At 60.8% G+C, this 26,269-nt stretch carries 20 protein-coding genes; 6 read left to right on the forward strand and 14 right to left on the reverse strand.

The window, feature by feature from the left end; translation table 11 throughout:
• Positions 1 to 839: 839 nt before the first annotated feature.
• Positions 840 to 1,094: a hypothetical protein gene (locus tag ACB039_RS13295; protein ID WP_371165893.1), complete on the reverse strand. Its 255-nt coding sequence runs from the start codon at positions 1,092 to 1,094 to the stop codon at positions 840 to 842.
• 204 nt (positions 1,095 to 1,298) lie between these two features.
• Complete coding sequence (locus ACB039_RS13300; protein ID WP_226172071.1) at positions 1,299 to 1,724, reverse strand: CopD family protein; 426 nt, start codon at positions 1,722 to 1,724, stop codon at positions 1,299 to 1,301.
• A 1,040-nt stretch (positions 1,725 to 2,764) separates the two neighbouring features.
• Here ACB039_RS13300 and ACB039_RS13305 point away from each other — a divergent pair.
• Entirely contained in the window at positions 2,765 to 5,089 is a 2,325-nt protein-coding gene (locus ACB039_RS13305; protein WP_041205355.1) for an Ig-like domain-containing protein, read from the forward strand.
• A gap of 197 nt (positions 5,090 to 5,286) precedes the next feature.
• Here the strand turns inward: ACB039_RS13305 and ACB039_RS13310 are convergent, their stop codons facing one another.
• On the reverse strand, positions 5,287 to 7,173 hold the full coding sequence (locus ACB039_RS13310) for a PTS fructose transporter subunit EIIC (RefSeq protein WP_005328918.1): 1,887 nt from the start codon (positions 7,171 to 7,173) through the stop codon (positions 5,287 to 5,289).
• Between the two features lie 674 nt (positions 7,174 to 7,847).
• On the opposite strand from ACB039_RS13310, the gene ACB039_RS13315 reads away from it, so the two are divergent.
• Positions 7,848 to 7,997: a hypothetical protein gene (locus ACB039_RS13315; protein ID WP_005328920.1), complete on the forward strand. Its 150-nt coding sequence runs from the start codon at positions 7,848 to 7,850 to the stop codon at positions 7,995 to 7,997.
• Positions 7,998 to 8,136: 139 nt separating this feature from the next.
• Here the strand turns inward: ACB039_RS13315 and ACB039_RS13320 are convergent, their stop codons facing one another.
• Positions 8,137 to 8,685 carry a YgjV family protein gene (locus tag ACB039_RS13320; RefSeq protein ID WP_005328921.1) on the reverse strand — a complete coding sequence of 183 codons (549 nt, stop codon included), beginning with the start codon at positions 8,683 to 8,685 and terminating at the stop codon, positions 8,137 to 8,139.
• Positions 8,686 to 8,873: 188 nt separating this feature from the next.
• Positions 8,874 to 10,073, reverse strand: coding sequence for a mannose-6-phosphate isomerase, class I (gene manA, locus ACB039_RS13325; RefSeq protein WP_005328923.1), 1,200 nt, complete (start codon positions 10,071 to 10,073; stop codon positions 8,874 to 8,876).
• Between the two features lie 129 nt (positions 10,074 to 10,202).
• Between manA and ACB039_RS13330 the strand changes: the two genes are divergently transcribed.
• Together ACB039_RS13330 and icd are read left to right on the forward strand one after the other, a co-directional pair.
• Entirely contained in the window at positions 10,203 to 11,078 is an 876-nt protein-coding gene (locus ACB039_RS13330; protein ID WP_041205357.1) for a helix-turn-helix transcriptional regulator, read from the forward strand.
• Positions 11,079 to 11,273: 195 nt separating this feature from the next.
• Complete coding sequence (gene icd, locus ACB039_RS13335; protein WP_005328927.1) at positions 11,274 to 12,527, forward strand: NADP-dependent isocitrate dehydrogenase; 1,254 nt, start codon at positions 11,274 to 11,276, stop codon at positions 12,525 to 12,527.
• A 94-nt stretch (positions 12,528 to 12,621) separates the two neighbouring features.
• Here icd and ACB039_RS13340 read toward each other — a convergent pair whose 3' ends face one another.
• The 3 genes from ACB039_RS13340 to dsdX all read right to left on the reverse strand — a co-directional run bounded on the left by ACB039_RS13340 (position 12,622) and on the right by dsdX (position 15,815).
• The gene (locus ACB039_RS13340; RefSeq protein ID WP_005328937.1) at positions 12,622 to 12,798 is read right to left on the reverse strand and encodes a hypothetical protein; all 177 of its coding nucleotides are present in this window, start codon (positions 12,796 to 12,798) and stop codon (positions 12,622 to 12,624) included.
• 330 nt (positions 12,799 to 13,128) lie between these two features.
• A complete protein-coding gene (locus tag ACB039_RS13345) occupies positions 13,129 to 14,460 on the reverse strand; it encodes a D-serine ammonia-lyase (RefSeq protein WP_005332623.1) in 1,332 nt (443 codons plus the stop codon).
• 17 nt (positions 14,461 to 14,477) lie between these two features.
• Entirely contained in the window at positions 14,478 to 15,815 is a 1,338-nt protein-coding gene (gene dsdX, locus ACB039_RS13350; RefSeq protein WP_005332620.1) for a D-serine transporter DsdX, read from the reverse strand.
• Positions 15,816 to 16,045: 230 nt separating this feature from the next.
• Here dsdX and dsdC point away from each other — a divergent pair, with 230 nt between their 5' ends.
• Positions 16,046 to 16,990: a DNA-binding transcriptional regulator DsdC gene (gene dsdC, locus ACB039_RS13355; protein ID WP_043132497.1), complete on the forward strand. Its 945-nt coding sequence runs from the start codon at positions 16,046 to 16,048 to the stop codon at positions 16,988 to 16,990.
• A 408-nt stretch (positions 16,991 to 17,398) separates the two neighbouring features.
• The gene (locus tag ACB039_RS13360) at positions 17,399 to 17,806 is read left to right on the forward strand and encodes an H-NS family nucleoid-associated regulatory protein (protein ID WP_005332615.1); all 408 of its coding nucleotides are present in this window, start codon (positions 17,399 to 17,401) and stop codon (positions 17,804 to 17,806) included.
• A 475-nt stretch (positions 17,807 to 18,281) separates the two neighbouring features.
• Here ACB039_RS13360 and ACB039_RS13365 read toward each other — a convergent pair whose 3' ends face one another.
• The 6 genes from ACB039_RS13365 to ACB039_RS13390 form a co-directional block, all read right to left on the reverse strand.
• On the reverse strand, positions 18,282 to 19,388 hold the full coding sequence (locus tag ACB039_RS13365; RefSeq protein WP_041205359.1) for a 3-deoxy-7-phosphoheptulonate synthase: 1,107 nt from the start codon (positions 19,386 to 19,388) through the stop codon (positions 18,282 to 18,284).
• Positions 19,389 to 19,645: 257 nt separating this feature from the next.
• On the reverse strand, positions 19,646 to 20,452 hold the full coding sequence (locus ACB039_RS13370) for a siderophore-interacting protein (protein WP_005332611.1): 807 nt from the start codon (positions 20,450 to 20,452) through the stop codon (positions 19,646 to 19,648).
• A gap of 131 nt (positions 20,453 to 20,583) precedes the next feature.
• Positions 20,584 to 21,933 (reverse strand): efflux transporter outer membrane subunit, encoded by a 1,350-nt coding sequence (locus tag ACB039_RS13375; protein ID WP_180344977.1) that lies wholly within the window; start codon positions 21,931 to 21,933, stop codon positions 20,584 to 20,586.
• Between the two features lie 71 nt (positions 21,934 to 22,004).
• Positions 22,005 to 24,044 (reverse strand): MacB family efflux pump subunit, encoded by a 2,040-nt coding sequence (locus ACB039_RS13380; RefSeq protein ID WP_139751138.1) that lies wholly within the window; start codon positions 24,042 to 24,044, stop codon positions 22,005 to 22,007.
• Complete coding sequence (locus ACB039_RS13385) at positions 24,041 to 25,204, reverse strand: efflux RND transporter periplasmic adaptor subunit (protein ID WP_139751139.1); 1,164 nt, start codon at positions 25,202 to 25,204, stop codon at positions 24,041 to 24,043. The genes ACB039_RS13380 and ACB039_RS13385 overlap by 4 nt, the downstream gene beginning before the upstream one ends.
• Before the next feature lie 243 nt (positions 25,205 to 25,447).
• Positions 25,448 to 25,888: a universal stress protein gene (locus ACB039_RS13390; RefSeq protein WP_139751140.1), complete on the reverse strand. Its 441-nt coding sequence runs from the start codon at positions 25,886 to 25,888 to the stop codon at positions 25,448 to 25,450.
• Between the last annotated feature and the right edge of the window lie 381 nt (positions 25,889 to 26,269).

The raw sequence follows: 26,269 nt of genomic DNA on the forward strand, positions 1-26,269 counted from the left end.
CTGATGGATTACTACAACTGGCGGCGTCCACATCAACACAATGACGGGATCGCGCCAGCAAAAGCCGAGGATCGGCCTAACCAAGTGTCCGGATTTAGTTGACCACTACAACCTGACAATTGCCCACAAAAGGGAGTAGTCATACGGTGACTCCAGATAACACGGTAGGGGTACCGTTTTGTTATCCAGTTTGAGGCCGGTGTCAGGCGATAACTAGATCTGTACATCTCTAAAATCATTCCTTATACATGTTTTTTTGTGCAGAGAGTCATCGTGGTTTCTGACACTGATTCTCCATTAATGCGATAAAAATCAGATGCTTAACCTATTATTTTGAAGCCACACCTCAAATACAAGCTCTTTGCGGGAATGTTGTTTGAAAGGACGTTTAAATCTAATCAGTCAATACTGTCAGTTTCTTGGCAAAATCGGAATGCTGATTCTAATACACTCGGTTAAGTGTCGCTCCGATTAGAACTGTAGGTTCGATTAGCGCAGCGTAATCGGACTTTCGCGAAGACATATTCAAGACCTTCACCTTTGCATCAGACTAAGCTACCGCCCCTGGATCTCAGCCTCCAACTTGCTGCTTTTCATCTGCGATTGACCTGAAATGGCGTGATAGATCTGTGTCATGGATGCGACTCCACAAAGGCATTGGTATCCAAGTGGAACATTTTAATCAAAGCGGTGCGGTAGTAACACAGGGAGCCGATAAAAACCGGCTCGGGATCAACAAATGGCTTGTTCAGGGGGGCGGCCAGCGCAGAATTGGCGGGGCTGACTCGAGTTACCGCAGAGGCGCCAGCCACTTTGTGACATGGCGCTAGGAACAGGGCTCAATACTCGAGAAAGGTCTCGCCGCAGCGTTCGCAGATAAGATGTCGCACATTAGGGTCCAGGTAGGCGAGCTTGTCTCCAAATACGGTGTTGGTGAGCAGGCTGGCGCGAAAGGCTTGCCAGAAGGCCTTGCGCGGCTCTTTGGGCATCACGTCCTGGCTGTGGTCGCGAGGGACCAGCACCACTATATGGCGGGTGCGCTCGCCGCAGCGGTCGCAACGATGGATTTCGCACGGTTCGCTCAAGGTTGTCATACTGGCGTCGCTCTCGAGGTGGGGGGCGCCCATCATAATCTTTTCCACTTGGCTCTCAACTCCCCGTTCAGGGGCTGTGTCACGGCCTAACCGACTTGGGTGGCGTCGGGTTCAACGATTCGGCCCACCCGGCAGTATTGGGGGAGTTAAAGCCGGGATGCTATACCGGGGAATGGATATTTTAGTCCTGCTCATTCCCAAGCATCAATAGAACCACCCGGTTCTGAACGACACGCCGGTGATGACAAACAGGATGGAGATAATCGTCACCGGGATGATATGCCAGGCCATGGTGGTGAGGTTTTTCTCGGACAGATGGGGGATGACTCTAAACCGTGCACTCATGGCGAAGCAGAGCGTCAAGGTCAGCAGCGACAGTTTCAACAGGATCGGGTGGGAGAGGGGATTGGAAAAGTCCAGCCACTGGCTGACATCCGGCAGCATTCGATAGGCCAGAAACAGGCCCGTTATCACCTGGATGATCAGTGCCGGCATGCCGATCTTTTCGTAAACCGACTCAAACTCCAGCAACCTGGCGGGTGAGCGTTCTCTCAATACCTTTGGCAGTACGACCACCGACAGCACTATGTGTCCCCCCGTCCAGATGGTGGCCGCCAGTATATGTAACAACAGTGCCAATCCGTACATCGTCTACCTCAGCTATCTAGTGCCAATAAATCGAGCCATTGATACCGAACATATGGTGACCCTGCGGCACTCTTCGAGCCGTGGCGCCCCCCCCCATGGACATTCCCTCGCCATGGCTGGCGATGAGGTAAACATGTTAACCAATGGCATGATTTTGCAAAACGCCATACTGGATAAATCCTGTTCAAGATCAATAAATTCCCCGAGACAAGGGCCCTTGGTTGCGAGGGGCGCGGACGGCGTCTGCACCGGGATGCCTTATCGATGGCAAGTGCAATCCTCTTTGTGACAAGGGACGGGGGGCTGGCGGGGCAGCAGAGGAGGGCAAGCGCGCCAAGCCGATCGTGCCGGGCTCAGGGCTGCCCTGGGGACAGTATGCCCATGCTGGCCAATACCCGGGCGGCGTTCTCCTCGCACGACATCTCGTCGGGGTTGGGCTCCTCCGGCGGGAGCAGGCCTGCAACGGCAGCTTGTTCTGACGCAGTCGAGCCTCCCGTGCCTCGATATCGCTCACCTTGCTGAGCAGGCTTCTGGATTCGTAGAAACGGATGGCTGATGTCGCCATCTCTGTCTGGCCCTGTGTTCTCATGGGATGGCAGATGTCACCTATTCACATGCCCGATGAGGTCAGAGGCTTTGTCTGTCTGGAACCCCGGAGTCACGCAGCCAATGCCCACCACCTGGCCGGTCACCCCGGCTTGCGCCTGCTCGGCCGAGGGGATCGCATGAGCCTTGGTATGACACTCAGCCTGCGCCCGGCGCCATGAGTCCTGATTGGCAATGACAGGGGCCCGAAAGGGCCTCATTCATTGGCGTACGCCGGGGGCGGCGATGGACCAGGGGCGGATTGCCTGGTTTCATCGCGGTTTTCTTAACCCAGCCTGTCTTCGCCGTGGCTTTCGGTGGACGGCAAAATGCCCCGTTGTTCTACTCCCCGCCAGGTTCAAACAGCCGTAGCGACAGGCGGCCCCGGCTCACTCTGGGCGAGTCGGACAAGGGAATGGTTTAGGGAGAAATGGGTAATGGCATTGGGCAAGTTTTTGATAGCAGGATTGGCAGCCCTGGCGCTGTTGGGGTGTGGCGGCGATGACGATGAGGGTTCAACGGGGGAGGGTTCCTCCCTCGCCTCGCTGCAGATAAGTCCCAAGGAGGCCAGGTTTCCCGTCGGCGTCGAGCAGCAGTTCCAGGCGCAGGCGACCTGGGATGATGGTGCTGTGCAGGACGTGACCCGTCATCCTGACATCGTCTGGACCAGCAGCGACACCGCCGTGGTCACCGTGGATGAGCAGGGCCTCGCCACCGGGGTTGGCCCGGGCACGGCCACCATTACCACGACGGGCACTGTCAATGGTGAATCTCACAGCGCCACCGCCAGGGTGGAGGTGATCGATGCCTATGTGACCGAGCTGCAACTGACCCCGACCATGGCCAGAGTACCGGTGGGATTGAGTCAGACCTTCGTGGCCATCGCCACCTTCTCCGACGGCCAGTCGCGAGACGTGACCAACGCAGCAGGCCTGCAGTGGCGCAGCAGTGACGAGGGCAGCGCCCTGGTCAGCAACGACGCCGGCAAGAAGGGCGTCGCCACCGGGGTAGCAGTCGGGGAGCCGAACATTGAGGCCAGTGGCACCCTCAACGACGCGTCCTTCCAGGCTTCTGTCCCGCTGGCGGTGACGGATGCCGTGATCACCGGGCTGGATATCCATACGCCGGAGGATCCGTTACCCATGGGATTGAGCGCGCAGGTGCACGCATTTGCCGCCCTGTCCGATGGCAGTGACCCCATCGAGGTGACCGGACATGACGCCTTGACCTGGAGCAGCAGCGATCCGGCGGTGGCGAGTATCAGCGAGACCGGGCTGGTCACCGGGCTGACACCGGGGAGTGTCACCATAGGAGTGAGCGGCATGGTGAACGGAGTTTCTCTCGAGGCGACCGAGTCGCTCAGGGTGAGCTCGGCCGCCGTCATCGGGATCGAGGTGCAATTGATGGGGGGTGACATTGCGGTCGGTCTGCAAACACAGGTTGCCGCCACGGCCTATCTCACCGATGGGACCTCGTTCGATGTCACCGACAACCCCCTCATTCAGTGGCAAAGCAACCAACCCGGGATTGCGAGCGTCAGCAACCAGGCGGGGAGCAAGGGGCTGGTGACCGGCCTGGCGGTGGGAACTGCCACCATCATGGCGAATGGCACGCTCGACGGTGCAGCCTTCACCGATTCGGCCCCGGTGACGGTATCATCCGCCGTGGTGACCAGCCTGGACGTGACGCCACCGGATGCCTCCGTGATGGTGGGGGACAAGGTGCAGTATCAGGCCATGGCCACCCTCTCCGATGGCAGCAACCAGGATGTGACGGACGACGAGGCCACCTTCTGGTCCTCCGATGCGTCTGCCGTCGCGCCCATCAGCAATGCCTCTGGTAGCCGGGGGGAGGCGATCGGTCTGAGCGAGGGGATGGCGCTCATTACCGCCAATCTGGGCGGTGTCACCAGCACGTCGGCGCAGCTCACCGTGATGCCGATGGCCCCTGAGGCCCCCATCGTCATCGAACCGCGGCAAAACCAGATAGCCTCGTTGCAACTGAGCCCGGAGGCGTTCGCATTCTGGAATGCGACCTCCATCAACTCCCCCGAGGGGCAGGCGGCGCTGAAAGATCTGACCGGGCGGGTCTATGGCCAGTTTCAGGACCAGTTCGACTTTATCACCGTGCTGATGAACAACGAGGCGAAGCCCCTGGGTATGCCCACCGGCGAGTTCACCCACATCAAGAACGACGTCTCTGGTATCGGGCTCTCTATGTTTGATAACACGGCGGTGTTTCACTCGGACGGCAAGCTGCAGGGCATTTCCTTCTTGTACAAGAAGCAGTATCTGTCGACCTCCACCTACGGGCCCATCCTGCATGAGATGACCCATCGCTGGGCAAACTGGGTGGTGCCGACCAGCTATCCTGGCCACTGGGGAAACGAGCTTGGGATCAAGGGGCAGTTGAACGATGTGAGTGCGAATTACGCCGATATCGAGCTCTACCTGATGGGGTTGATGGACGCCTCCGAGATGACGGATCCCGCCAGTCTCTATGCCTATGCCCTGATCCCGGCCGACCAGAAACCCAGGGTGCCGAGCGCCGTTAACTCGCGGAAGACGTTCCGTGTTCTGCTGCTGATCCTGTCTGATCGGCCACTCACCGCCACCGAGATCCAGAACTACAACAACGGGGCCACCCTGCTGGCCAGGACAGACAATCCATCCCAGCAAGGCACCAACTTCCACAAGATGACCCGAGGCAGAGGCACCCTGGTGGTGAGCGGACTCGATACCCTGGTCAAGCCGACCCCCTGATCCTGCGGCGCATAGACCAGACAAGCCAGCCTGGCTGAGCAGTCACCACGACCTATCCGGCGCCCACCATTGGCGCCGGATTGCTTATGGGGATGGCAAGGCGTGGTGCAGGGGCGGTGAGCTCGCAACCGCATCTCCTGCCACGGCAAAAAGGGGCCTCGGGGCCCCTTATGTTCAGCACGGCTAATTCAGCCTCGTCAGGCTACCTTGCTGCTGCCTTCCAGGGTGCGGGCCAGCAATCCATCTGGATTGTGGATAGCATCCTTCGTTTTGACATCGATGATGTCGATATTGGCGAAGCGATCCCGGTGCTTGATGGCCACGTCATGGGCCAGGATGACGCAGCGGGCGTTGGCCACGTCCTTTGCCGTGATGCGGTTGATGATGCCGTTGGCGCCCTGGGTCTCCACTTTCAGCTTGATCCCCGCCTTGGCGGCCGCCTTTTGCAGGCTCTTGGCGGCGAGGAAGGTATGGGCGACGCCGGAGGGGCAGGCGGTGATGGCGAGTACGTCAGCTTCTCCTTCTGCTTCGATGGCCTCATAGCCGCCATCCGGGGTGGTGACCTCTTCCTCGTCGGTCACCGGCTTTTTCAGCAGGTTGACGACAAGGGCCGTGGTCAGGGCACCGAGGATGGTGCCGAGGATATAGCCCATCTTGCCTTCCACCACCGGCAGTACTATCCAGCCGCCCCAAGGGGCGTGGTTGATGCTGTGCATCATGAAGCCGGTGACGTTGCCGACGATGCCGCCCGCGACGATGGCCGGGATGACGCGCACCGGATCGGCGGCGGCAAAGGGAATGGCCCCCTCGCTGATGCCGATCATGCCCATGATGGCGGCCGCCTTGCCTGCTTCACGCTCCTCCTTCTTGTAGCGCTTGGGCGAGAGCAGGGTCGCCAGCGCCATGCCGAGCGGCGGCACGCAGATGGCGATGCCGACACCCCCCATCAGCCAGGGTTGGGTGTTGACCTGGGTCTGGGCGAACAGGGTGGCGACCTTGTTGATGGGGCCGCCCATGTCAAAGGCGGTCATGCCGCCGAGGATGGCGCCCAGCATCACCTTGCCGGAGCCCGCCATGCTGGAGAGCCAGTGGTTCATCCCCTCCATCATGGCGGCGATGGGCGCCCCGATGACCCACATGACGATGCCGCACACCAGGAAGGTGCCGATCAGCGGGTAGATGAAGATGGAGCCGAGCGAACTCATGGAGTCCGGCAGCTTGATGCGTTTGAGCTGATTGACGATGAGGCCGGCGATAAAGCCCACCAGGATGGCGCCGAGAAAGCCAGTGTGGAACTGCTGCACCGCAATCCAGGAGCCGATCATGCCGGGGGCCAGGCCCGGTTTGTCCGCCATGGAGTAGGCGATATAGCCACCGAGCACGGCGGTAAACAGGGTCAGCCCCGCGATCCCCATGTCGGCCATGTCCTTGAGTACCCCGGCCTCGGGTACGGCACCCTTGCCGCTCATCATCACCGAGAGTGACAGCAAGACGCCCCCCGCGACGATGAAGGGGATCATGTGGGAGGTGCCGAACAGCAGGTGCTGCTTGAGGGTATTGAGCTGGCCCTTGAGGCTGCGATCGACCGGCTCTGACGGCTGGGGTTGAACTTTTGTCTGTGGTCGGAGGCTGGTCGGAGGCGCCGCCGCCAGCAGCTTGAGCACCTCTGCCTTGCTGGTGGCAGCCTGCATTCCGGCAATGAAGCCGGGCTCCAGCAGCTTGGTGGAGAGCTCGGCCAGCACCTCGATATGGTGGTTGGCGCCCCCTGCCGGGGAGGCAATCATGAAGAACAGCCTGGAGGGCAAGCCATCTTCGGCGCCGTAGTCGATGCCCTGACGGCTGATGCCGATGACGATGGCGGGCTGCAGCACCGCCTCGCTCTTGGCGTGGGGCAGGGCAACTCCCTGTTCAAACCCTGTGTTGTCGAGGTTTTCTCGCGCCCAGAGGTCGCGCACGAATTGATCCTGATTGGCTATCTTGCCGCTGGCCTTGAGCCGGGCAGCCAGCTCCACAAAGAGCCCCTGTTTGTCATTGGCCGCTATGTCAAGGCAGATCAGTCCTTCGTCTATCAAGGAGGTGAGCATAGGTGTCTCCTGGCTCCTTCTTGGAGCCGTTGTGATGAGTAACAATTGACCCGCCTATTGTTTCGCCCTTACCCCCGGGTCGAAATCGGACATATGTGCCCTTTACTGGATTTTTGTGTCGCCCACCTCATCCTGTGACCCCGTTCGCATTTTGATATCGTCTTTCCAGAACGGAGGATTATTTTTTATTTCTTTTTAAAACAGATGGTTGATTTGTTTTTTGACGATCTTATCAGAAGGTGGCGGCGACATGCCGACCCAAAGTCAGGCGAGAGGATTGGAGATTTGTGCGCCATGGCCGCGCCCTGAAATGTGAGCCATCCGGCAAAAGTGTGGCCCGGGAGCGGTTGTGCACCGGCAAGGCGGAGTTGAGCGGAGGGCGTGAAAAAATATGTGCATAACCAGATGGCCTCGAAAAGGGCGGCGGAAAGGTCGGGTGTTGTGAATTCAAGTAATTGATAATTAAGCTAAATGTGTGTTTTTGTCGCGCCTGTTCTGGAGGGTTTAATATGGTCTCACAAGAGGCTTTTTGCTGTTTTATAGATTGGCTTTTGCATAATAAATCGTTTATTTAGTTGGACAATCGGGGAATAATTGGTGTCCAATCGAATAGAGCAGGTTGGCCAACAGCGCCGTCAGCCAGTGTGTAACCCGAGATACAAGGAGACATCCTGATGGAAAAACTTGACCAAGAAATCGACACCATGCGCCAGGAATTCGAGTCACAAGGGCAAAAACAGGCCCATGACAAATGGCAAGCCAGGGTCGATGAACTGCAGCGGGAACGCTCGGAAGCTCCCCAGCCGGAAGCGGCAGAACACTAGCCCCCGACGGCCGTGATGGCCATCGGTTGAGCAGATAATGAAAAACCACCGCCCTGACTCAGGGCGGTGGTTTTTTTCAAGGCCGCTATCGGCCTTCCTCATTCCTTGACTGCGGCCAGCGACACCTGAGGGCAAGGGATCAGGCAGGGCTCGACTGCGGTTGTCGCCACATGCGGTACATGGTGTGGCAGTTGACGAACAGGAAGCTCAGCTCAATCAGGCTGCCGCCGATGGAGCCGATCAAGATGTTGTGGCTGGTCCAGCACAGGCCACCCGCCAGCATGCTGAGTCGCAGCGTGATGCCCTGGGCCCGAAACAGTCCCCAGGTGCCGATGGTGGTACCTATGATGGGCAGCCACTGTACCGCGCTGGTGATCCCGGGAATGCCGAGCCCCCAGACCAGAAGCAGGAACAACAGCATCACCCAGGGGCTGCGGGTGTACCCAGAGGCGGTGGTGCGAATGCAACTGAGGCCTGCACTGAGGGCCGCGGTGCCGGCCCCCATCAGGAAGAAGTGGAGGGCGATGGCCGCCTGATAGAGGCAGAGCCGCAACCGAAAGCGCCCGTCATCCCGTTGCCGGAAGGCGCTGATCCCGACCAGCATGGCGGCGAGGCCGATGCCCTGTGCCAGAGGTTGTTGCTGGAACAGCGTCCAGAGCGGCATCAGTCCGCCGAGATCCAGGCTCACAGGCCACCCCGGCGCAGGAACCGTGTTCGCACCCAGCGTTCATTGCGCGGGCTAAGAATTGGCTGCGCCTTGGGAAGCTGGGCGGTGAGCGGGACTGATGGAGTCAAGGGATCATGCATGGGGAAGCCTTCGAAGCGAGGGCCATCAGAAGATGGCCCTCGTCTATTCACGATGTTGCTGATGATGTCTTAGCAGCGGTTGCCAGCACGGGCGACCCGGCCATCGGCCAGCAGCTGGTAGCTGCCGGTGGCGGCGGGGATAAAGGCGGATTGCCCTTTCTCCAGGCGCAGTGACTGCTTACCTTGCTGAAGGATGACGGTGCCATCGATGGCAAACAGGATCTCGGCGCTGGCGGTGGTGAGTGCATGCTCACCAGCCGGGTAGACGCTGAAGGTGAAGTCCGGTACGGGGACGTCGTAGTGCTGCACGGCGCCTTCCATGCGGGGACTGAGCAGGATCTGGTCGTCCGGCTTGGCCAGGCAGCGGGTGCAGTCCAGCAGCTCGGCCACGTCTATGTACTTGGGGGTCAGCCCGGCGCGTAGCACGTTGTCGGAGTTGGCCATGATCTCGAGGCCGGTGCCGCGCACATAGGCGTGGGGGGTGCAGGCATCCAGATACATGGCCTGACCCGGCTGCAGGGTCACCACGTTCAGCAAGAGCGGCGAGAAGAGGCCCACATCCCCCGGATACTGGGCGGCCAGACTGGTGACGAGGGCAAAGGTCTCCTCGTCCTGATGGGCGGCGGCATAGGCCAGCAGACCCGCCAGGGCGTCTTCCTTGCGTGGCCCGGTCAGGATCAGCAACTGGTGGAAGAAGTGTTGCAAGCCCGCTTCGTTCTGATTGGCGGCAAGGTCCGCGACCAGATCGGCGATGGTCGCCAGCTTGACCCGCTCGAACAGCGCCAGGATGGCGGGAATGGCGCGAAAGCCGTTCATCGCCTGATAGGGGGTGAGGGCAAACACCAGCTCCGGCTTGTGGTTGGGGTCCTTGTAGTTGCGATTGCTCGCCTTGATATCGATGCCGGCGGCCTCTTCCCTGGCAAAACCGGCTTCAGCCTGGGCCTTGCTTGGGTGCACCTGGATGGAGAGGGCATTTTCGGCGCACAGCACCTTGAACAGGAAGGGCAGGCTGCCGAAGCGGGCCTGGGTGGCGTCCCCCAACACGGCGGCGGGGGCGCTGTTTATCAGGGTCGAGAGTTTCTGCACATCCCCCGCCAGCACCACCTCGGAGCAGCCGTTGGGGTGGGCCCCCATCCAGAGTTCCGCCTGGGGTTTGCCAGTTGGATTGGGGATGCCAAACAGGGTGGTCAGGGCGTCATGGCTGCCCCAGTCGTAGCCTTGAATCGGATTTTGCATCAACAAAAAGGAGGGCAGATCGCGACTGCTCATAAGGGACGCCTCATTTGGTGTGAAGAAAGTCGGGTGAAGAAAAGGGTGGAATTGACGGTCCGGCCCGGACTATAACATGGGCGGCCTTTGCCGCCGCAATCGCTTGCCTCTCTCTTGATCGGGATCATCATGTCACTCATCTTCAGCCAGCTGCTCGACGGCGCTCTCCACGACCAAGTTCCCTTCGAGCAGATCTGGTTCGCCCAGGATCAGGGGGTGCCCCCCGGCTTCAGCTATCAGGTCAACTTCCCGCGCCTCGAGCTGGTGTTCAGCGGTGAGTACCTCAACCAGATCTGGGACAGGGAGTCGGGTTGCCAGGAGGTCAGCGTGTTGCCGGGGCAGGCGCTCTACATCCCCCCCAACGGCTGGAACAAGCCGCTCTGGACCACGGACTGCTCTGTGCTGAGCCTGCTGTTTGGCAAGCGTCAGCTCGGTTTCAGCCTGGTGAGCAAACGGCGGGAGGACCCGGATTTCTTCGACGTGCAAAAGCACAGCATCATGGCCCGGGCCGGTCATGTGAACGAACACATACTGGCGGCCCTCAACGTGCTGGTGGAAGATCAGGGCCGCTCCCCCACCGACAACCACCTGTTGCAGGCGCTGCTCACCAGCGCCCGTCAACTGCTGACGGAGTCCGCCTTCGAGCGGCCGCGAGGGGCTGAGCTGTTTCACGGCATCTGCATCTATATCCAGGAGAATTTTCACCGCCCCATCAGCCGTGATTCCATTGCCCACCGCTTCAACGTCTCGGCGAGCCACCTCTCCCACCTGTTTCGCGAGCAGGGCCACATGCGCCTGGCGGACTACATCAGCTGGGTACGCATCGATAGGGCCAAGTTCATGCTGAAAAAATACCGCTTCCGTCTCGAAGAGGTGGCGAGCCGCTGTGGTTACATGGATGTGAACTATTTCTGCCGGGTGTTCAAGCAGAAGACCGGGCTCACCCCCTCCCAGTACCGCGCCCTGAGCCAGCCCCAGGGGCAGAGCGAGAGCCTGACGCCATGACAAAGGCGGGCGCCATGCCTCGATGGCAATGGCAGGATCCTCATCCCGGGGGGAGAGGGTGGGCATTGTGATCCAGTACTCGACTATGGTCGGACATGCACGCCCGCCATTTGATTATGCAAATGGATGGGCTAAGATGGCCGCGCGCAACGATCAACGATCAGATTGATAACAAACGGAAGTTAGGAGATGCCGATGGAAAGCAAAGTAGTTATCCCGACCCAGGGTCAGAAAATCACCGTCGATGCCAGCGGCAAGCTGCAGGTTCCCCACAATCCCATCATTCCGTTTATCGAAGGGGATGGTATCGGTGTGGACGTGACCCCGGCCATGCTGAACGTGGTGAACGCTGCGGTCGAGAAAGCCTACAAGGGCGAGCGCAAAATCGCCTGGATGGAGATTTATACCGGCGAGAAATCGACTCATGTCTATGGCGAAGGTGCCTGGCTGCCGGCCGAAACCCTGGATTTCATTCGTGAATACTGCGTGGCCATCAAGGGCCCGCTGACCACCCCGGTCGGTGGCGGTATTCGCTCCCTCAACGTGGCCCTGCGTCAGGAGCTGGATCTCTACATCTGCCTGCGTCCGGTTCGTTACTACGAAGGGACCCCGAGCCCGGTCAAGCACCCCGAGCTGACCGACATGGTGATCTTCCGCGAGAACGCCGAAGACATCTACGCCGGCATCGAGTGGAAGGCGGACAGCGATGAAGCCAAGAAGGTGATCGCCTTCCTGCAAAACGAGATGGGCGTGAAGAAGATCCGCTTCCCCGAGTCCTGCGGCATCGGCATCAAGCCCATGTCCAAGGCCGGTACCGAGCGTCTGGTCCGTGCCGCCATCGAGTACGCTATCGACAACGATCGCGACTCCGTGACCCTGGTGCACAAGGGCAACATCATGAAGTTCACCGAAGGTGCCTTCAAGGATTGGGGCTATGCCCTGGCCCAGAAAGAGTACGATGCCCAGCTCATTGACGGCGGCCCCTGGTGCTCCTTCAAGAACCCGAAGACCGGCAAGACCATCATCGTCAAGGACGTCATCGCCGATGCCTTCCTGCAGCAGATCCTGCTGCGTCCGGCCGAGTATGACGTCATCGCCTGTATGAACTTGAACGGTGACTACATCTCCGACGCCTTGGCCGCTCAGGTCGGTGGTATCGGCATCGCGCCTGGCGCCAACATCGGCGACGGTGTGGCCCTGTTCGAGGCGACCCACGGTACCGCGCCCAAGTACGCCGGTCAGGACAAGGTCAACCCGGGTTCCCTCATCCTCTCCGCCGAGATGATGCTGCGCCATATGGGCTGGGTCGAAGCGGCCGATCTTATCGTCAAGGGCATGGAGGCAGCCATCGCCAACAAGACCGTGACTTATGACTTCGAGCGTCTGATGGAAGGTGCCACCCTGCGCTCCTGCTCCCAGTTCGCCCAGGACATGGTCGACCAGATGTAATCCGGTTCTCTTAATGCAAAAAATGCAAAACCGGCGCCCTGAGCGCCGGTTTTTTTATGGGTGACAGGCCGCTGGCCTGAAGGTGCACCTGTAATCAGGTGGTCTTTTCCACGTGCTGTTGATAGAGCTGTTGCCACTTGCTGCTTTCGGCTTCATCGCCCTGCGTCTGCCAGAACTCGCAGATGGAGTTGGCGAGCTCGGACGCCATGGCGTGATCGCCATCGCGACGGCTCATCAGATATTGTCCAAGCCAGCTTTGATACTGTTTCATAGCCCGATCTCCTTATCTAAGGTGCCCCTGGTGTCGTGTCGCTCGCTGGCACAGGTCGCCAGCATTGACTCAACCGGGTCACTTGTGGTGCTGCGCCGCCGCTCGCTGTGCCCACCGGACTAGGTGGTGATCTTGCAGGATCAAGGCGACAACGGGGCGCAGATGTCAAAAAACGGCCCCTATCGTATCACAAAATAACCAACTTGGGGGGATTGACGGCAGGAGGAGGGGTGAGGGGGACGGCAAAGCTTGGGCAAAGAGCATGCCATCTTGCTGATCCCAGAAGAGAAAAACCCGCCAGGGTGGCGGGTTTTTCAGTTGAAAAAAAGATCAGAGATGGGCAGTGGCGAGGTATTTTTCCATCTCCTCGGCGGGCACCATGCCACCGCCGGTGGCCCAGACCAGGTGGGTGGCCTGCATCATGCGTCGGGCATCCAGACCGTGCGATGTCTGCCACTCGCCATCGGCACTGACCCGCCAGGGGCCCGGCATGCCTGCCAGGGCGGAAGGCTCGAGCTTGATCTGTTCGTCCCGCGCCAGCAGCCCCAGCAGGTCATACATCTCCTGATCGCTCAGGGTGTAGAAGCCTGACAGCAGCCGCTCCATGGCGCGGCCGACGAAACCGGAGGCGCGCCCCACCGCGAGACCGTCGGCGGCGGTGAGGTTGTCGATCCCCAGATCCTGCACTGCAATGGCATCGTGCAAGCCGGTATGGACCCCGAGCAACATGCAGGGGGAGTGGGTCGGCTCGGCGAAGAAGCAGTGCACATGGTCCCCAAATGCGAGCTTGAGGCCAAAGGCCACGCCGCCCGGGCCGCCACCGACGCCGCAGGGCAGGTAGACGAACAGCGGATGCTCGGCATCCACTTTGATGCCCATCTCGTCGAACTGCTTCTTCACCCGCTCACCGGCCACCGAGTAGCCGAGGAACAGGGTGCGGGAGTTCTCGTCGTCGATGAAGAAGCAGTTGGGATCGCGCTCGGCTTCCTTGCGACCCTGCTCTACCGCTACCCCGTAATCTTCGGCATATTCCACCACGATGACGCCATGTTCGCGCAACTTGCGCTTCTTCCACTCCCGTGCATCGGCAGACATGTGGACGGTGACGGTGAAACCGAGCTTGGCACTCATGATGCCGATGGACATGCCGAGGTTGCCGGTCGAGCCCACCGCAATGCTGTACTGGCCGAAGAACTGGCGGAACTCGTCCGTGAACAGCTTGCGATAGTCGTCCTCTTCGCAGAGCAACCCGGCCTTGATGGCCAGCCGTTCGGCGTGGGTCAGCACCTCATAGATGCCGCCACGGGCCTTGATGGAGCCGGAGATGGGCAGGTGGCTGTCTTTTTTCAGCAGCAACTTGCCGGTTACCTCGATGCCGTAACGCGCATTGAGCGTTGCCTGCATGGCCGGGATGGCCGCTATCTCGGACTCCAGAATGCCCTTGCTGACGCGGGTCTCGGGGAAGGCGTCGCACATGTAGGGGGCGAAGCGGGCGAGGCGGGCGGAGGCATCCGCCACATCGTTGCCATCCAGGCCCACATAGGGCAGACCGATCGCCAGCGTGGTGGCCTTGGGGTTGAACCAGGTCACGGGTTCGAGTGCGATCAGGGAGCGAACCAGCGGGAATTGGGTAATGAGTTGTTGGACGTCGATGTTTTTCATGGGATGTCTCGGTCTTGTTACACGATATAGGAGAGCAGGAAGGTACCGGCCAGCGCCATCAGGGAGGCGACAAAGGTGGCACTGGTGTAGTACTTGAGCGTTTCGTTCAGGGTGGCACCGCAATACTGTTTGACCAGCCAGAACAGGGAGTCTGTCACCATGGTGCAGCCGATGGCGCCTGAGCCGATGGCGAGCGTCATGATCTCGGGGCTTATCTCGGGGTAGTGCACCATGATGGGGGAGACGATGGCGGTGGCCCCCATCATGGCGACGGTGGCCGAGCCCACGGCGGCGTGCAATATGATGGCGACCAGCCAGGCCAGCAGTATGGGGTGCATGTCCAGCTGGGAGAGGATGGTCGCCAGGCTGTCCCCCAGGCCGCTGGCCTTGAGTACGCCGTTGAAGGCGCCACCCGCGCCGATGATCAGCAAGATGTTGGCAATGGAGGAGAAACACTGCTCTGTTTGGTCCAGCAGCCCTTCCATCTTCATACGCTGACGGATTCCCAGCACGTAATAGGCGGTGAAGGCGGCGATGAACATGGCGGTGATGGGGTTGCCGATAAACTCCAGCACGGTATAGAGGTGGCTTGCGTGATCCATGTTGAGCTCGGCCACCGTCTTGGCCAGCATCAGCAGTATGGGCAGCAGCACGGTGAACAGCGAAGCGCTCAAGGTAGGGAGGCTTGCCTCATCGCGGGCCTGGATGTCGGCAAAGGCGGCGGGCACCTCCTTGAATGGCACCCGCTTGCCGAGCAGCTTCAGAAACAGCGGGCCGCCCACCAGGGAGGCAAAGAGTCCGACCGCGAGACCATAGACGATGACGGATCCCACATCGGCACCCAGCTGGTTGGTGACATAGAGGGCGGCCGGGTGGGGCGGCACTATGCAGTGCACGGCCATCAGGGCGGTACAGAGCGGAATGGCCAGGGTCAGCAGCGAGGTTCTGGTCTTGCGGGCGATGGAGAAGGCCAGCGGAATGAGCAGCACCACCCCGACCTCGACAAACAGCGTGATGCCGCACACCAGACCGACCAGCACCATGATCACCTGGGGCGAGAGCCAGCGGCATGTTTGCAGGGCGAGGCCGATGCGCTCCGCCGCCCCTGACACCTCCATCATCTTGCCGAGTATGGTACCAAGGCCGATGACGGCGGCGAGAAAGCCCAGGGTGCTGCCTATGCCCTCTTCCATGGCATTGACCATCTTGACGGGGTTCATTCCCATCATGGTGCCCACATAGAAGCTCGCCAGCAGCAAGGCGAGGAAAGGATGTACCTTGCCCTTCACTATGGTGACGACAATCAGAATGATGCTAGTCAGCAAGGTACCGACGACCCACACTTCAGAATTCATACTGCGCCTCGACAAGGATGATTAGAGATAAATGATGGGCCTATTGAACGGGAAGGGCGTCGGGCTGACAAATGATGAAAATGGCCTCTTGGATGAGCTGAGTTGATGCAAATGTGCCACATTCATCACATTTAGCGGTATTTATGTGACTTGGGTTCGGTTGCCTCACCCTGAATCAGGTCATCCGGGATATCATGACGGCGATGTTGAGCCTGTGACGGGGAAGGCGGATGTATACCGAAGACAACTACGTATCGAGAAACAAGCTGCTCAGCGGCTATCAGCTCTCCAAGCTGCACACCTTCGAGGCGGCGGCCCGCCACAGCTCCTTTGCCCTGGCGGCGGATGAGCTGGCGCTCAGCCCGAGTGCGGTGAGCCACAGGATCAGCGCGCTGGAAGAGGAGCTCGGCTTCAAGCTGTTCCAGCGCTTTCATCGCAAGGTGGTGCTGACGACGGAGGGGCAGCGGGTGTTCTGGGCGCTCAAGTCATCGCTGGAGTTCATCAACCAGGAGATCCTGGAGATCAAGAATCAGGAGCTGTCCGGTTCCCTGACCGTCTACTCCCGTCCCTCCATCGCCCAGTGCTGGCTGGTGCCGCGGCTCGCGGATTTTTCTCGCCTGCATCCCCAGATCGATCTCAACATCATGACAGGCAACGAGAACGTCAATCTGCACGGCTATGGTATCGATCTGACGATCTATTTCGATGACAAGGTGCCGGAGCGGCTCGCCATCCACCCGCTGATGGATGAATACATGGTGCCGGTGTGCAGCCCCGAATATGCCGAGCGACACCAGTTGCTGAATAACCCGGATAACTTGAACCACTGTCGCCTGCTGCACGACAGGCAGGCCTGGGGATATGACTCGGATACCGACGAGTGGTGCAGCTGGGCTCGCCAGGCCGATGTCTCCCTCGATGGCTGCCAGTCGAGCATGGGCTTCGATCGTTCCGATCTCGCCATCATCGCCGCCATGAATCACGCCGGCGTGGCCATGGGCCGCAAGAACCTGGTGCGCCAGCGGCTGGAGCGCAACGAACTGGTGGAGCCCTTCCCGGGCAAGGCGGTTCGCTGCAATCAACGTTACTACATGGCCACGCTCCCCCATCGCCAATGCCCCAAGATCCAGGCATTCATCGAATGGATAAGCGCCCAGGCAAAGGAAATTGGCTGAGCCAGGGAGAAGAGTGCCCTTGATGCATGGCGCTGCACGGTTTGGCTATGGTGCTTTTTCATCCGATGCCCGGATGGTGCGGCCAATATTTGTACATGGAACACCGAGCTGTGTTGATGGCGAAATGGGGTGGGATATATACATGGCGGTGCTTGGATGGCACCTCTTTTATCTGGCTGATGAATACTTTGGGAAACTGGCACCGATTAAGCTGTGTTGAAGAAATAATGTCTGTTGAGTGGACCATCTGATAAGAGTGACGGCGTGAATTAACCACAGGGAATAATGACATCCAGGTGCCAGGAATTGCTCCGGCACTATAAAATCATTATGTTGTTATCGAGCGGACATGCTATTCTCAGAATGTGTAATCCCTGTGACATACAAAAATAATTCTGTGAGGAAGTAATGAACGAGTTTCTGAAGGTTCTGCTGAACATTCGCAGCTTGCGTGCTGCCATTCGTGAACTGCCGTTTGAGCAACTGCAAGAAGCGAAAGAAAAGTTTGATCTGGTATATAACGAGCGTGCCGAGTCCGTAGAGCAAGAGCGGGCCGAGCAGGAAGAGCGTCAGCGCAAGCTGAGCGAGTTTACCGAGATGCTGCAACAGGCTGGCATCGATCCGCGCGAGCTGATCGGCAGCGTGGCCGCTCCGGCAGCTGCTGGCGCGACCAAGAGCAAGCGCGCTCCGCGCCCTGCCAAATACAAGTATCAGGAAGATGGCCAGGAGAAGACCTGGACCGGCCAGGGCCGCATGCCCAAAGCCATTGCCGAGCAAGTTGCGCTGGGCAAGGATCTGAACGACTTCCTGATCTGATTGCCAGGATCGCTTCATCAATAATGCCGCCCAAGGGGCGGCATTATTATTTTCAGGATCCTGTTGTTCTATTGTCCAGAGAAGATGACACCGAATTACGATTACCTATCCGGAATAGCCATGACCATCATGGGCCAATAAAAAGGATCCATTAGCGGGAAGCTAATCTCTGTGGCGTGTTGTCAGCCACACGATGAGGACTCATACAGCCCATTTGTTATCTCTGATGGCACAAGACAACAAATTAGCGGGCGTCACGATGGGATTAAATAGGTGGGGTTGCCGGTGTATCTCTCGCTCTGCCTGTCTGCCCATTTTTCTATCATGGGGAGACATTGTCCCTCTTGTACCAATTTCTTCCCTCATGACTGCTCTATTTGGCACCCTTGCCAGGACAATATGTGAATGTCATTTACCCAGGCCGAAGATGTGAATCGGGGTCTGGCGACCCCGCTGTGGAGAAATAGGCAATGTGTTAGCTGACAGGCTGGCTGACTTCATTGCGAAGGGGAATGGCGCGCCTGTTTGAACATTGACGACGCGCCTCGATGGCATCGGCCAGCATGGCCAGCAGGGTTTCACTCTCCTCCCAGCAGAGGCAGGCATCGGTGACCGACAAGCCATATTGCAGCTCACTCAGTGGCGCCGGTTTCTGGCTGCCCCCCTGCAGGAAGCTTTCGACCATGACGGCGGCGATGGTATTGCTCCCGCCCCGCAATTGGCGGCAGAGCTCCTCGGCGACCCGAAGCTGGTTCTGGTGCAATTTCTGGCTGTTGCCGTGGCTGCAATCCACCATCAGCCGAGGGTTGAGCCCCTGGCGCACCAGGCGCTCGGCCGCGTCCATCACGTCGCTCTGGTGGTAGTTTGGCAGGGTACCGCCACGCAATATGATATGGCCGCTTGGGTTGCCCTCGCTCTTGATCACCACCATGCCCCCCTGGCTGCCGGGGGCGGTGAACAGATGGGAGGCCTCGCTGGCCAGGATGGCATCGATGGCCACCCGGATGTTGCCATCCGTGCCGTTCTTGAAGCCGACCGGACAGGGCAGGGCCGAGGCCAGTTGTCTGTGTACCTGGGATTCTGTGGTGCGAGCACCGATCGCTCCCCAGCTGACGAGATCCGCCAGATAGAGGAAGCTGGTGGTATCGAGAAACTCGGTGGCGGTGGCCAGCCCCAGCCGGTTGATGTCGAGCAGCAGCTGGCGGGCCAGGCGGAGCCCGTGACCGATGTCGTTGCTGCCATCGAGATGAGGATCGAAGACCAGCCCCTTCCAGCCGACTGTGGTGCGCGGCTTCTCGAAATAGGTGCGCATCACTATTTGCAGCCTGTCCTCATAGGCGACGGCGAGCCGTGCCAGCCTCTTGGCATAGTCGAGGGCGGCGACGGGATCATGGATGGAGCAGGGGCCTATCACCACCAGCAGGCGATCGTCTGCCCCACTTAGGATCTGGCGCACCTGGTGGCGGTGGTGGTCAATGTGCTGCGCCATGTCGGCCGAGCAGGGATGCTGTGCCAACAGGTCGGCAGGGGTGGGGAGCGCCTCCACCGCGAAGGCGCGCATTACCGAATTCAAAACAGCCATCTGGGATTACCTTGCTGTGCAAATGGGGTCGACGACGTGTCTGGAACGCTCGGGCGTTTGGATCTGGGATCTGCGTCCGGCACACATCATCATTGTTGAGAGTGATTATCATTATCTTGCTGTCCGTCTCAAATGCAAGCACTACCGAGAGGATCACCAGAGATGGGGGGCGGGCCGTAAAAAGGAGGGGCGAATGGCAACCAGGCCCGCTCCCGAGCGGGAGAAGGCCTGATAAGTGCAAGGAATACAGGGTGTTATCAGCTATCCATCACGACGTGACGATCCTGATGGTAGGCGTCTTCATCCTTGCCGCTGCGCCAGTAAGGCACCGCATAGACCTGTGAACGATCTATCTCCAGCGCACGCCTGACATGACGGCGCAGAGGCACCACCAGACCCTCTTCCCCCCCGAACCAGAAATAGCTCCCCTCGGCGGCCATGGGCAGGGTGGTGAAGTGCTCCACCAGAGGGCCGGTCTGGTCCGGCGTGCCGACAAACCAGCGCAGGCTGACCCCTTCGGGCAGCGACAGATCCTGCACATCTTCCTGATGGGGCACCAACAGCGCGATATGGCCCCGGGCCTCTGCCGGCATCACCTCGGCCATGGCGCTGATGGCGGGCAGGGAGGTGAGATCGCCTGCCATGTAGTAGTGCTTGGCCACCTGCAACATGGGGTCCGGGCCGCCCGGGCCCGAGATGGCGAGCCTGTCCCCCGGCTTGGCGTGGAGGGCGAAACGGCTGGCGGGGCCGACATCGCCGTGCAGGGCGAAGTCGATGTCGATCTCCAGGGTCTCGCGGCGGAAGGCGCGGATGGTGAAAGTGCGGATCACGGGTTTCTGGCTCGGATCTTCCCAACGGGGCCCCTTGGGGGTCGGGGTTGGCAGCACTACCTCGCTCTGGCCCGGCCGGGGCAGCATGATCTTGATATGGGCACCGCCACAGCTGAAGGGGTAATCCGCCAGTTCAGGGCTGGTCAGGCAGACTCGGCGCAGATGAGGGCTCACATCGTGGACATGCTTGACGGTGAGCAGGCGAGGGCGATTGACCGGGGCGGACTGTGACATTTGAGTACTCCTGACAGACGAGAGCGCTCATTTTTCATTAAATGAAAATTATTATCAATTGCTTTGTGGCGGGTGAGGGCAAGGGTAGCCAGCATGGAGGCCATGCTGGCTGCCGTGGGGTTGACCTGGCTCTAGCTCCGATCGCTGCCTCCCAGCGCCCGGTAGATCCCGGCCATGGTCTTTAGCTGGCTCTGTTGCTGGGCCAGCACGCCGAGCTCGGCATCCCACAGTCGATTCTGCTCGTCCAGCCAGGGCTGAACCCCGGTGGCGCCTGCCAGGAAACGGGCCCCCGCCAGCCGCTCGGCCTCTTTGGCATAGGCCAGCTGCTGCTCGAGATAGCGCAGACGCTGCTCCCCCTGCTGGCGAGCGGCCAGGCCGTCTTCCACCTCCAGCAGGGCCGTATAGAGCTGCTTGCGAAACTCGGTCTCGGCTATCTGATAGTCAATCTCGGAGCTCGCGATGGAGAGCCGGGTCTTGTTGTACTCGAGGAAGGGGAGCGCCAGGGTCGCACCCAGGGTCCCCACCGGGTTCTGCAGCACCTGGGTCAGGGTGTCCGAGGTGGTGCTGGCGCCGCCGGTGAGGCTGAGGGTGGGGTAGAAACCGGTACGGATCTCGTCCCCCCTGGCCAGCGTCTTGCGAAGGCGCAGCTCGGCGGCCCGCACGTCTGGGCGCCTGCTCAGCACATCGGCCGGTATGCCGACCGCCAGCGTCGGAATGGGACCCATGGCGAGGGAGGTCGGGGCGAACTCCAGCGGACCGCTGCTGCGGCCGAGCAGCAGGCGCAGGGCATTGCCGGCCTGCTCCCGTTGCAGGGTGAGGGAGGAGAGATCCGCCTGTTTGCCGGCTTTCTGTTGGCTGGCCTGCACCAGATCGAGGCGGGTGACGGCCCCGGCGTCATATTTTGCCCGGGTCAGCCGCTCTATCCGCTCGTAGTTGGCCAGCTGACGCTCGCCCAGGGAGATGGCCGAGCCGAGGTAGGCCAGCTGCCAGTATTGCTCCAGGGTCTTGCCGATGAGCAGCAATCGGGTGGCGGCCAGATCCTGTTCGCTGGCTTGTGCCTCCCAGCTCACCTGATCCCTTGCCGCGGCTAGTCTGCCCCAGAGATCCACTTCATAGCTCAGGTTGAAGGAAGGGCCAAGGTTGCTGCTGGCGCTGCCATCCTTCATGTTCTTGTTGCCGCTCGCCCCCAGGCTGGCGTTGACCGACGGGGTGAGGTTGGTGTCGGCGAGATCGGCACCGAGCAGGGCGCTCTTGAGCCTGAGCCCCGCGACCTGCATGTCCGGGTTGGCCGCGAGCACCTTATCGACCAGCTGGTCGAGGGCGGGATCCCGGAACCCCTGCCACCAGAGCCCGGCCTGCTGGCCGCCAAGATCCCGGGCATCCTGCTGCCACGCTGGCGCCACGTCCAGTTCGGGCCTGTGGTAGGTGCTCTGCTGGCTGCAGGCACCGAGGCAGGTGGTGAGCACCAGGCTGAGCGCCATTCTCGACAAGAGGCTGCGCTGTTGGTTGGATGAGAGGCGAAGCCTCCTCGGGCCGGACAAGTTGTGCATCATCATTCCCTCGCCAGTGCCTCGACCGGATCGAGCCGGGCCGCATTGCGGGCGGGCAGGTAACCAAACAGGATCCCGATGAGCGAGGAGCAGCCGAAGGCCATCAGGATGGAAAAGAGCGAAAAGCGCATCTGGAAACTTTCCACGAGCAGGGAGAAGACAAACCCGATGAACATGGCAAGGCCGATACCGAGCAGGCCCCCCAGCAGGCTGACCATCACAGCCTCGATCAGAAACTGCTGCAGGATGTCGGACTGGCGGGCGCCGACGGCGATGCGGATCCCTATCTCGCGGGTGCGCTCCACCACGGACACCAGCATGATGTTCATCACCCCGACCCCACCGACGATGAGGGAGATCACCGCAATGGCGGAGACCAGCAGCGTCAGGGTGGCCGTGGTCTTCTCCACCGACTTGACGATGCTGTCGCTGCTGAAGGTGAAGAAATCCTTCACCCCGTGGCGCTGGGTCAAGAGCGCCACGGCGGCCTGCTCGGCCAGCGCGGGCTGGACCCCGTCCTTGACCCTTATGGTGATCTGGCTGAAGTGGCTCTGGGAGATGAGGCGGCTCATCACGGCGCTGTAAGGCAGCCAGACATTGACCGACTGGCTGCTGCGGCCGAAGCCGGTCTCCTGGCTGACGACCCCCACGATGCGCACCGGTAGGGTGCCGACCAGCACCACCTGGCCGACGGGATCCGTCTTGCCGAGCAGGCTCGTGATGGTCTTGCCATCCACCACGGCCACCGCCGCCCGGCTGCGGATGTCCCGCTCGTCGAGCAGTCGGCCCTGGGTGAGGGTCATCCCCTTGACCCGAAAGAAGTCGCTGCCGACCCCCACCACGCTGCCGCTGCTGGTCTTGTTGCGATAACGGAGCTGACCCGAGGTGGCGATCTGGGGGCTGGCCCCCTCCAGATAGGGCTGGCCGAGCAGGGCGTCGAGATCCCGCTCGTTCAGGGTCTGGATGCTGGCGGCCTTCTCGTCACCCCAGTCCCTGCCGGGGAAGATGTCGATGGTATTGGTGCCCATGGCGTTGATGTCGTCGATCACCTTGGCGCGGGCCCCCTGGCCCAGCGCCACCACGCTGACCACGGCGGCGATACCGATGATGATGCCGAGCATGGTGAGGAAGGTGCGCATGCGGTGGGCCAGCATGGCGTGCAGGGCCATGCGACCCGCCTCCCGGTAGCGATCCCAGCCCTGACTGCCGCGTCTGGCGACTGAGGCCATGGGGATCCGGCCCTGCGCTGCCTCGTGGGCTTTCTGCCCGGCGGCTGGGTCGGTGGCGGCTTGTGCTATCTGCTGACGCTCTTCCACCCCGTGGGCCTTATCCGGGGAGATGGGGGAGCTGGCAGCCAGCCGGCCGCTGTCTTCCACCACGCGTCCGTCCCGCAGGGTGATGATGCGATTGGCGTGGTTGGCCACCGCCATGTCGTGGGTCACCAGAATGATGGTGTGACCCTGCTCGTGCAGCTCCTTCAGGATGGCCATCACCTCCTTGCCGCTGTGGCTGTCGAGGGCGCCTGTGGGCTCGTCCGCCAGGATCACCTCGCCGCCATTGGCCAGCGCCCGGGCTATGCTGACCCGCTGCTGCTGGCCGCCGGAGAGCTGGCCCGGCCTGTGGTGGCTGCGATCGCTCAAGCCCAGGCGAGTCAGCAGGGTGCGGGCACGTATCTGGCGCTCGGGGCGGGAGGTGCCGGCATAGATGGCGGGGATCTCCACGTTGGCGGCCGCATCCAGATGGGGCAGCAGATGGTAGCGCTGGAAGATGAAGCCGAAGTGGTGGCAGCGCAGCCGCGCCAGGGCCAGGGCATCCAGGCCGGCGGTGTCCTGACCACGAAACAGGTATTGGCCGCCGCTCGGGCGATCGAGGCAGCCCAGCAGGTTCATCAGGGTGGACTTGCCGGAGCCGGAGGCACCGACGATGGCCACCATCTCCCCCGCCGCTATGGTCAGATCCAGCGGGTGCAGCACCGTTACCTCGTGCTCCCCGCTCTGGTAGCGGCGCTCTATGCCCTTGAGCCGGATCAGGGGCTCGCTCACGGTGCCATCTCACTCTCATCGTGCTGGACGGGCTTGCCCTGATCCAGGATGACCTTGTCCTGCTCGTTCAGGCCGCTCACCACCTCTATCTTGATGTCATCCTTCATGCCGGTCTTGATGCGGCGGGTCTCTTTCTGCCCGTCCTCCATCAGCAGGGTAACCTCATATTCGTGCTCCCCCAGCTTCTTGCCGAGGGCGGTCTGGGGGATGGCCAATACCTGTTTGCGTTCACCCAGCACTATGGTGACCTGGGTCGTCATGGCGACCCTCAGCTGATGGTCGGGGTTGGGCACATCGAACAGGGCGTAATAGTAGATGGCGGCATTGCTGGTGGTCGTGGTGTTGGCGCTCTGCTCGTTGATGTTGGTGGGGGCCAGCTCGACTGTGCGCAGGGTGCCGTGATAACGGCGGTCCGGGTCTCCGATCAGGGTGAAGTAGACCGGCATGCCTGCCCTGACCTTGGTGACGTCCGCCTCCGAGATCTGCGCCTTGACCGTCATGGTGTCCAGGTTGGCGAGCTTGAGCAGGGTCGGGACCGTCTGGCTGGCGGCCAGGGTCTGCCCTTGGCGGGTCACTATGCTGACGACGGTGCCATCCATGGGGGCCTGAATGCGGTTATAGCCGAGCTCCGTCTTGGTGCGCTCCACCTTGATTAGGGCGTTGTCGATGTCTGCCTGGGCGCTCTGCAACTCGGCCCGGGTGACGGCCAGCTGCGCTTCGGCGCTCTCAAGATCCGCTCGGGAGCTCGCCTCCTGCCGGAACATCTGCTGCTGGCGGCGCCAGGTCAACTCGTTCTGCTTGAGCTGGGCCTGCTTGATCTTGAGCTGGGCACGGCGGCTGACCAGTTCGGCCTCCGCGGTCTTGAGGTTGTTCTGGGCGATAAGGGGATCTATCTCTGCCAGCAGATCTCCCTGCTTGACCTGTTGCCCGGCTTCCACCGCCAGATAGGTGACCTGACCCGAGACTTGGGCTCCCACATCCACCTGCTCTATGGCCTGTAGTACACCGCTGGCCAGCACCGTCTGCTCCACATCCTGACGAGTCACTGTGGCGGTTAGCACCGGGCCCTGGGTCTTGCCGGGCCAGGCCAGCCAGACCACGAGGGCCAGCAGTGCCAGGGCAAGCAGGGCATATTTGCCTGGTTTTGGAAGAGTCTTCATTTATCACCTGAACGAAACGCGCGAAGGCGTGCAAGGGCGATATCCTGCAGCAAATGGCACTTAAAAAGAAGCGAGCAATGTGTAAGAAATCATGTAGATGAAGTTGTCAATTAAGGGGCCGGGTGACCGCCGGAGGAGAGGGGGAGACCGGCATGATACCCGCTGGGGGCAGTGCAAGGGGCCGTGAGGTCTACCGAGGGGAGAAATGCAGGGAGCCCGCTCATTGAGCGGGCTCCCGGGTACTCAGCCGACGGCCTTGAGCTGCTCGGCATAGGGCTCGTGGCAGATCTGGATATCGACGGGCAGCTTGTAGATGAGCAGACGCGCCAATGAGCCCTCCATCCAGTGGTGGCGGCTGCCGACCAGCAGGAGCGAAGTCGGGTGGGTGCTCAGCCACTGGCCCAGATCCCTGACCACGTCATCGACCACCAGGCAGTGGTAATCCACCGGATGGGGCAGCAGGGTGATGAGTTCGCTGATGATGGCCTTGGCATCCAGGGTTCCCTGGGCACTGCGCTCTTCCTCGGACAGCGACAGGCTCTTGCGGCGCACCTTGCTGCTGTGCGTCAGGTGCAACAGGGTCAGAGCGCACCCCAGCCCCTGTGCCAGGCGGCTCGCCTTGGCCAGCGTCTCCTGCTCGTAATCCTTGCCTTCCAGCAACAGCACTATGTTGGTGTGGGTCATCAGCAGTTCTCCTTGGCATGGCGCGGGTCACCGGGGACAAAGGATCTGCCCCCTACCACAATGATCCCGCCCTGTATTGCATGGTTCTCACTCGTCTGTCTTGAGCGCCAGACTTCATCCTTTGTCGGGGAGGGCGCGCAAGATCACCTTTGTTTACATCAGCATAACAGACGCAGTTGAATGGAAAATGAAGACATGCCGTCCATGGCCCCCTTGATGGAGGAATGAGATGGGTAAAGGGTCCATGGGTAGCACAGCCGTGGGGTTTGTCTTGGCTGTGCCTGGTGATCATGCTGCTCGCCCGGCTTCGAGCCAAGGTGCAGGGATCCGATGTCTAGGGGGAAATCCCAGTGGCGGTCGGCAGGCCGCCACTGGGACAGG

Origin of the sequence: Aeromonas sp. S2(2024) (assembly GCF_041402505.1) — a bacterium.
In the GTDB taxonomy this organism is placed as follows: domain Bacteria; phylum Pseudomonadota; class Gammaproteobacteria; order Enterobacterales; family Aeromonadaceae; genus Aeromonas; species Aeromonas media.

Bases quoted from the DNA above. Each gene is read 5' to 3' on its own strand.
- ACB039_RS13295 (WP_371165893.1), bottom strand. From the start codon at position 1,094: ATGACAACCTTGAGCGAACCGTGCGAAATCCATCGTTGCGACCGCTGC.
- ACB039_RS13305 (WP_041205355.1), top strand. From the start codon at position 2,765: ATGGCATTGGGCAAGTTTTTGATAGCAGGATTGGCAGCCCTGGCGCTG.
- ACB039_RS13310 (WP_005328918.1), bottom strand. From the start codon at position 7,173: ATGCTCACCTCCTTGATAGACGAAGGACTGATCTGCCTTGACATAGCG.
- ACB039_RS13315 (WP_005328920.1), top strand. From the start codon at position 7,848: ATGGAAAAACTTGACCAAGAAATCGACACCATGCGCCAGGAATTCGAG.
- manA (WP_005328923.1), bottom strand. From the start codon at position 10,073: ATGAGCAGTCGCGATCTGCCCTCCTTTTTGTTGATGCAAAATCCGATT.
- ACB039_RS13330 (WP_041205357.1), top strand. From the start codon at position 10,203: ATGTCACTCATCTTCAGCCAGCTGCTCGACGGCGCTCTCCACGACCAA.
- icd (WP_005328927.1), top strand. From the start codon at position 11,274: ATGGAAAGCAAAGTAGTTATCCCGACCCAGGGTCAGAAAATCACCGTC.
- ACB039_RS13340 (WP_005328937.1), bottom strand. From the start codon at position 12,798: ATGAAACAGTATCAAAGCTGGCTTGGACAATATCTGATGAGCCGTCGC.
- ACB039_RS13345 (WP_005332623.1), bottom strand. From the start codon at position 14,460: ATGAAAAACATCGACGTCCAACAACTCATTACCCAATTCCCGCTGGTT.
- dsdX (WP_005332620.1), bottom strand. From the start codon at position 15,815: ATGAATTCTGAAGTGTGGGTCGTCGGTACCTTGCTGACTAGCATCATT.
- dsdC (WP_043132497.1), top strand. From the start codon at position 16,046: ATGTATACCGAAGACAACTACGTATCGAGAAACAAGCTGCTCAGCGGC.
- ACB039_RS13360 (WP_005332615.1), top strand. From the start codon at position 17,399: ATGAACGAGTTTCTGAAGGTTCTGCTGAACATTCGCAGCTTGCGTGCT.
- ACB039_RS13365 (WP_041205359.1), bottom strand. From the start codon at position 19,388: ATGGCTGTTTTGAATTCGGTAATGCGCGCCTTCGCGGTGGAGGCGCTC.
- ACB039_RS13370 (WP_005332611.1), bottom strand. From the start codon at position 20,452: ATGTCACAGTCCGCCCCGGTCAATCGCCCTCGCCTGCTCACCGTCAAG.
- ACB039_RS13375 (WP_180344977.1), bottom strand. From the start codon at position 21,933: ATGGCGCTCAGCCTGGTGCTCACCACCTGCCTCGGTGCCTGCAGCCAG.
- ACB039_RS13385 (WP_139751139.1), bottom strand. From the start codon at position 25,204: ATGAAGACTCTTCCAAAACCAGGCAAATATGCCCTGCTTGCCCTGGCA.
- ACB039_RS13390 (WP_139751140.1), bottom strand. From the start codon at position 25,888: ATGACCCACACCAACATAGTGCTGTTGCTGGAAGGCAAGGATTACGAG.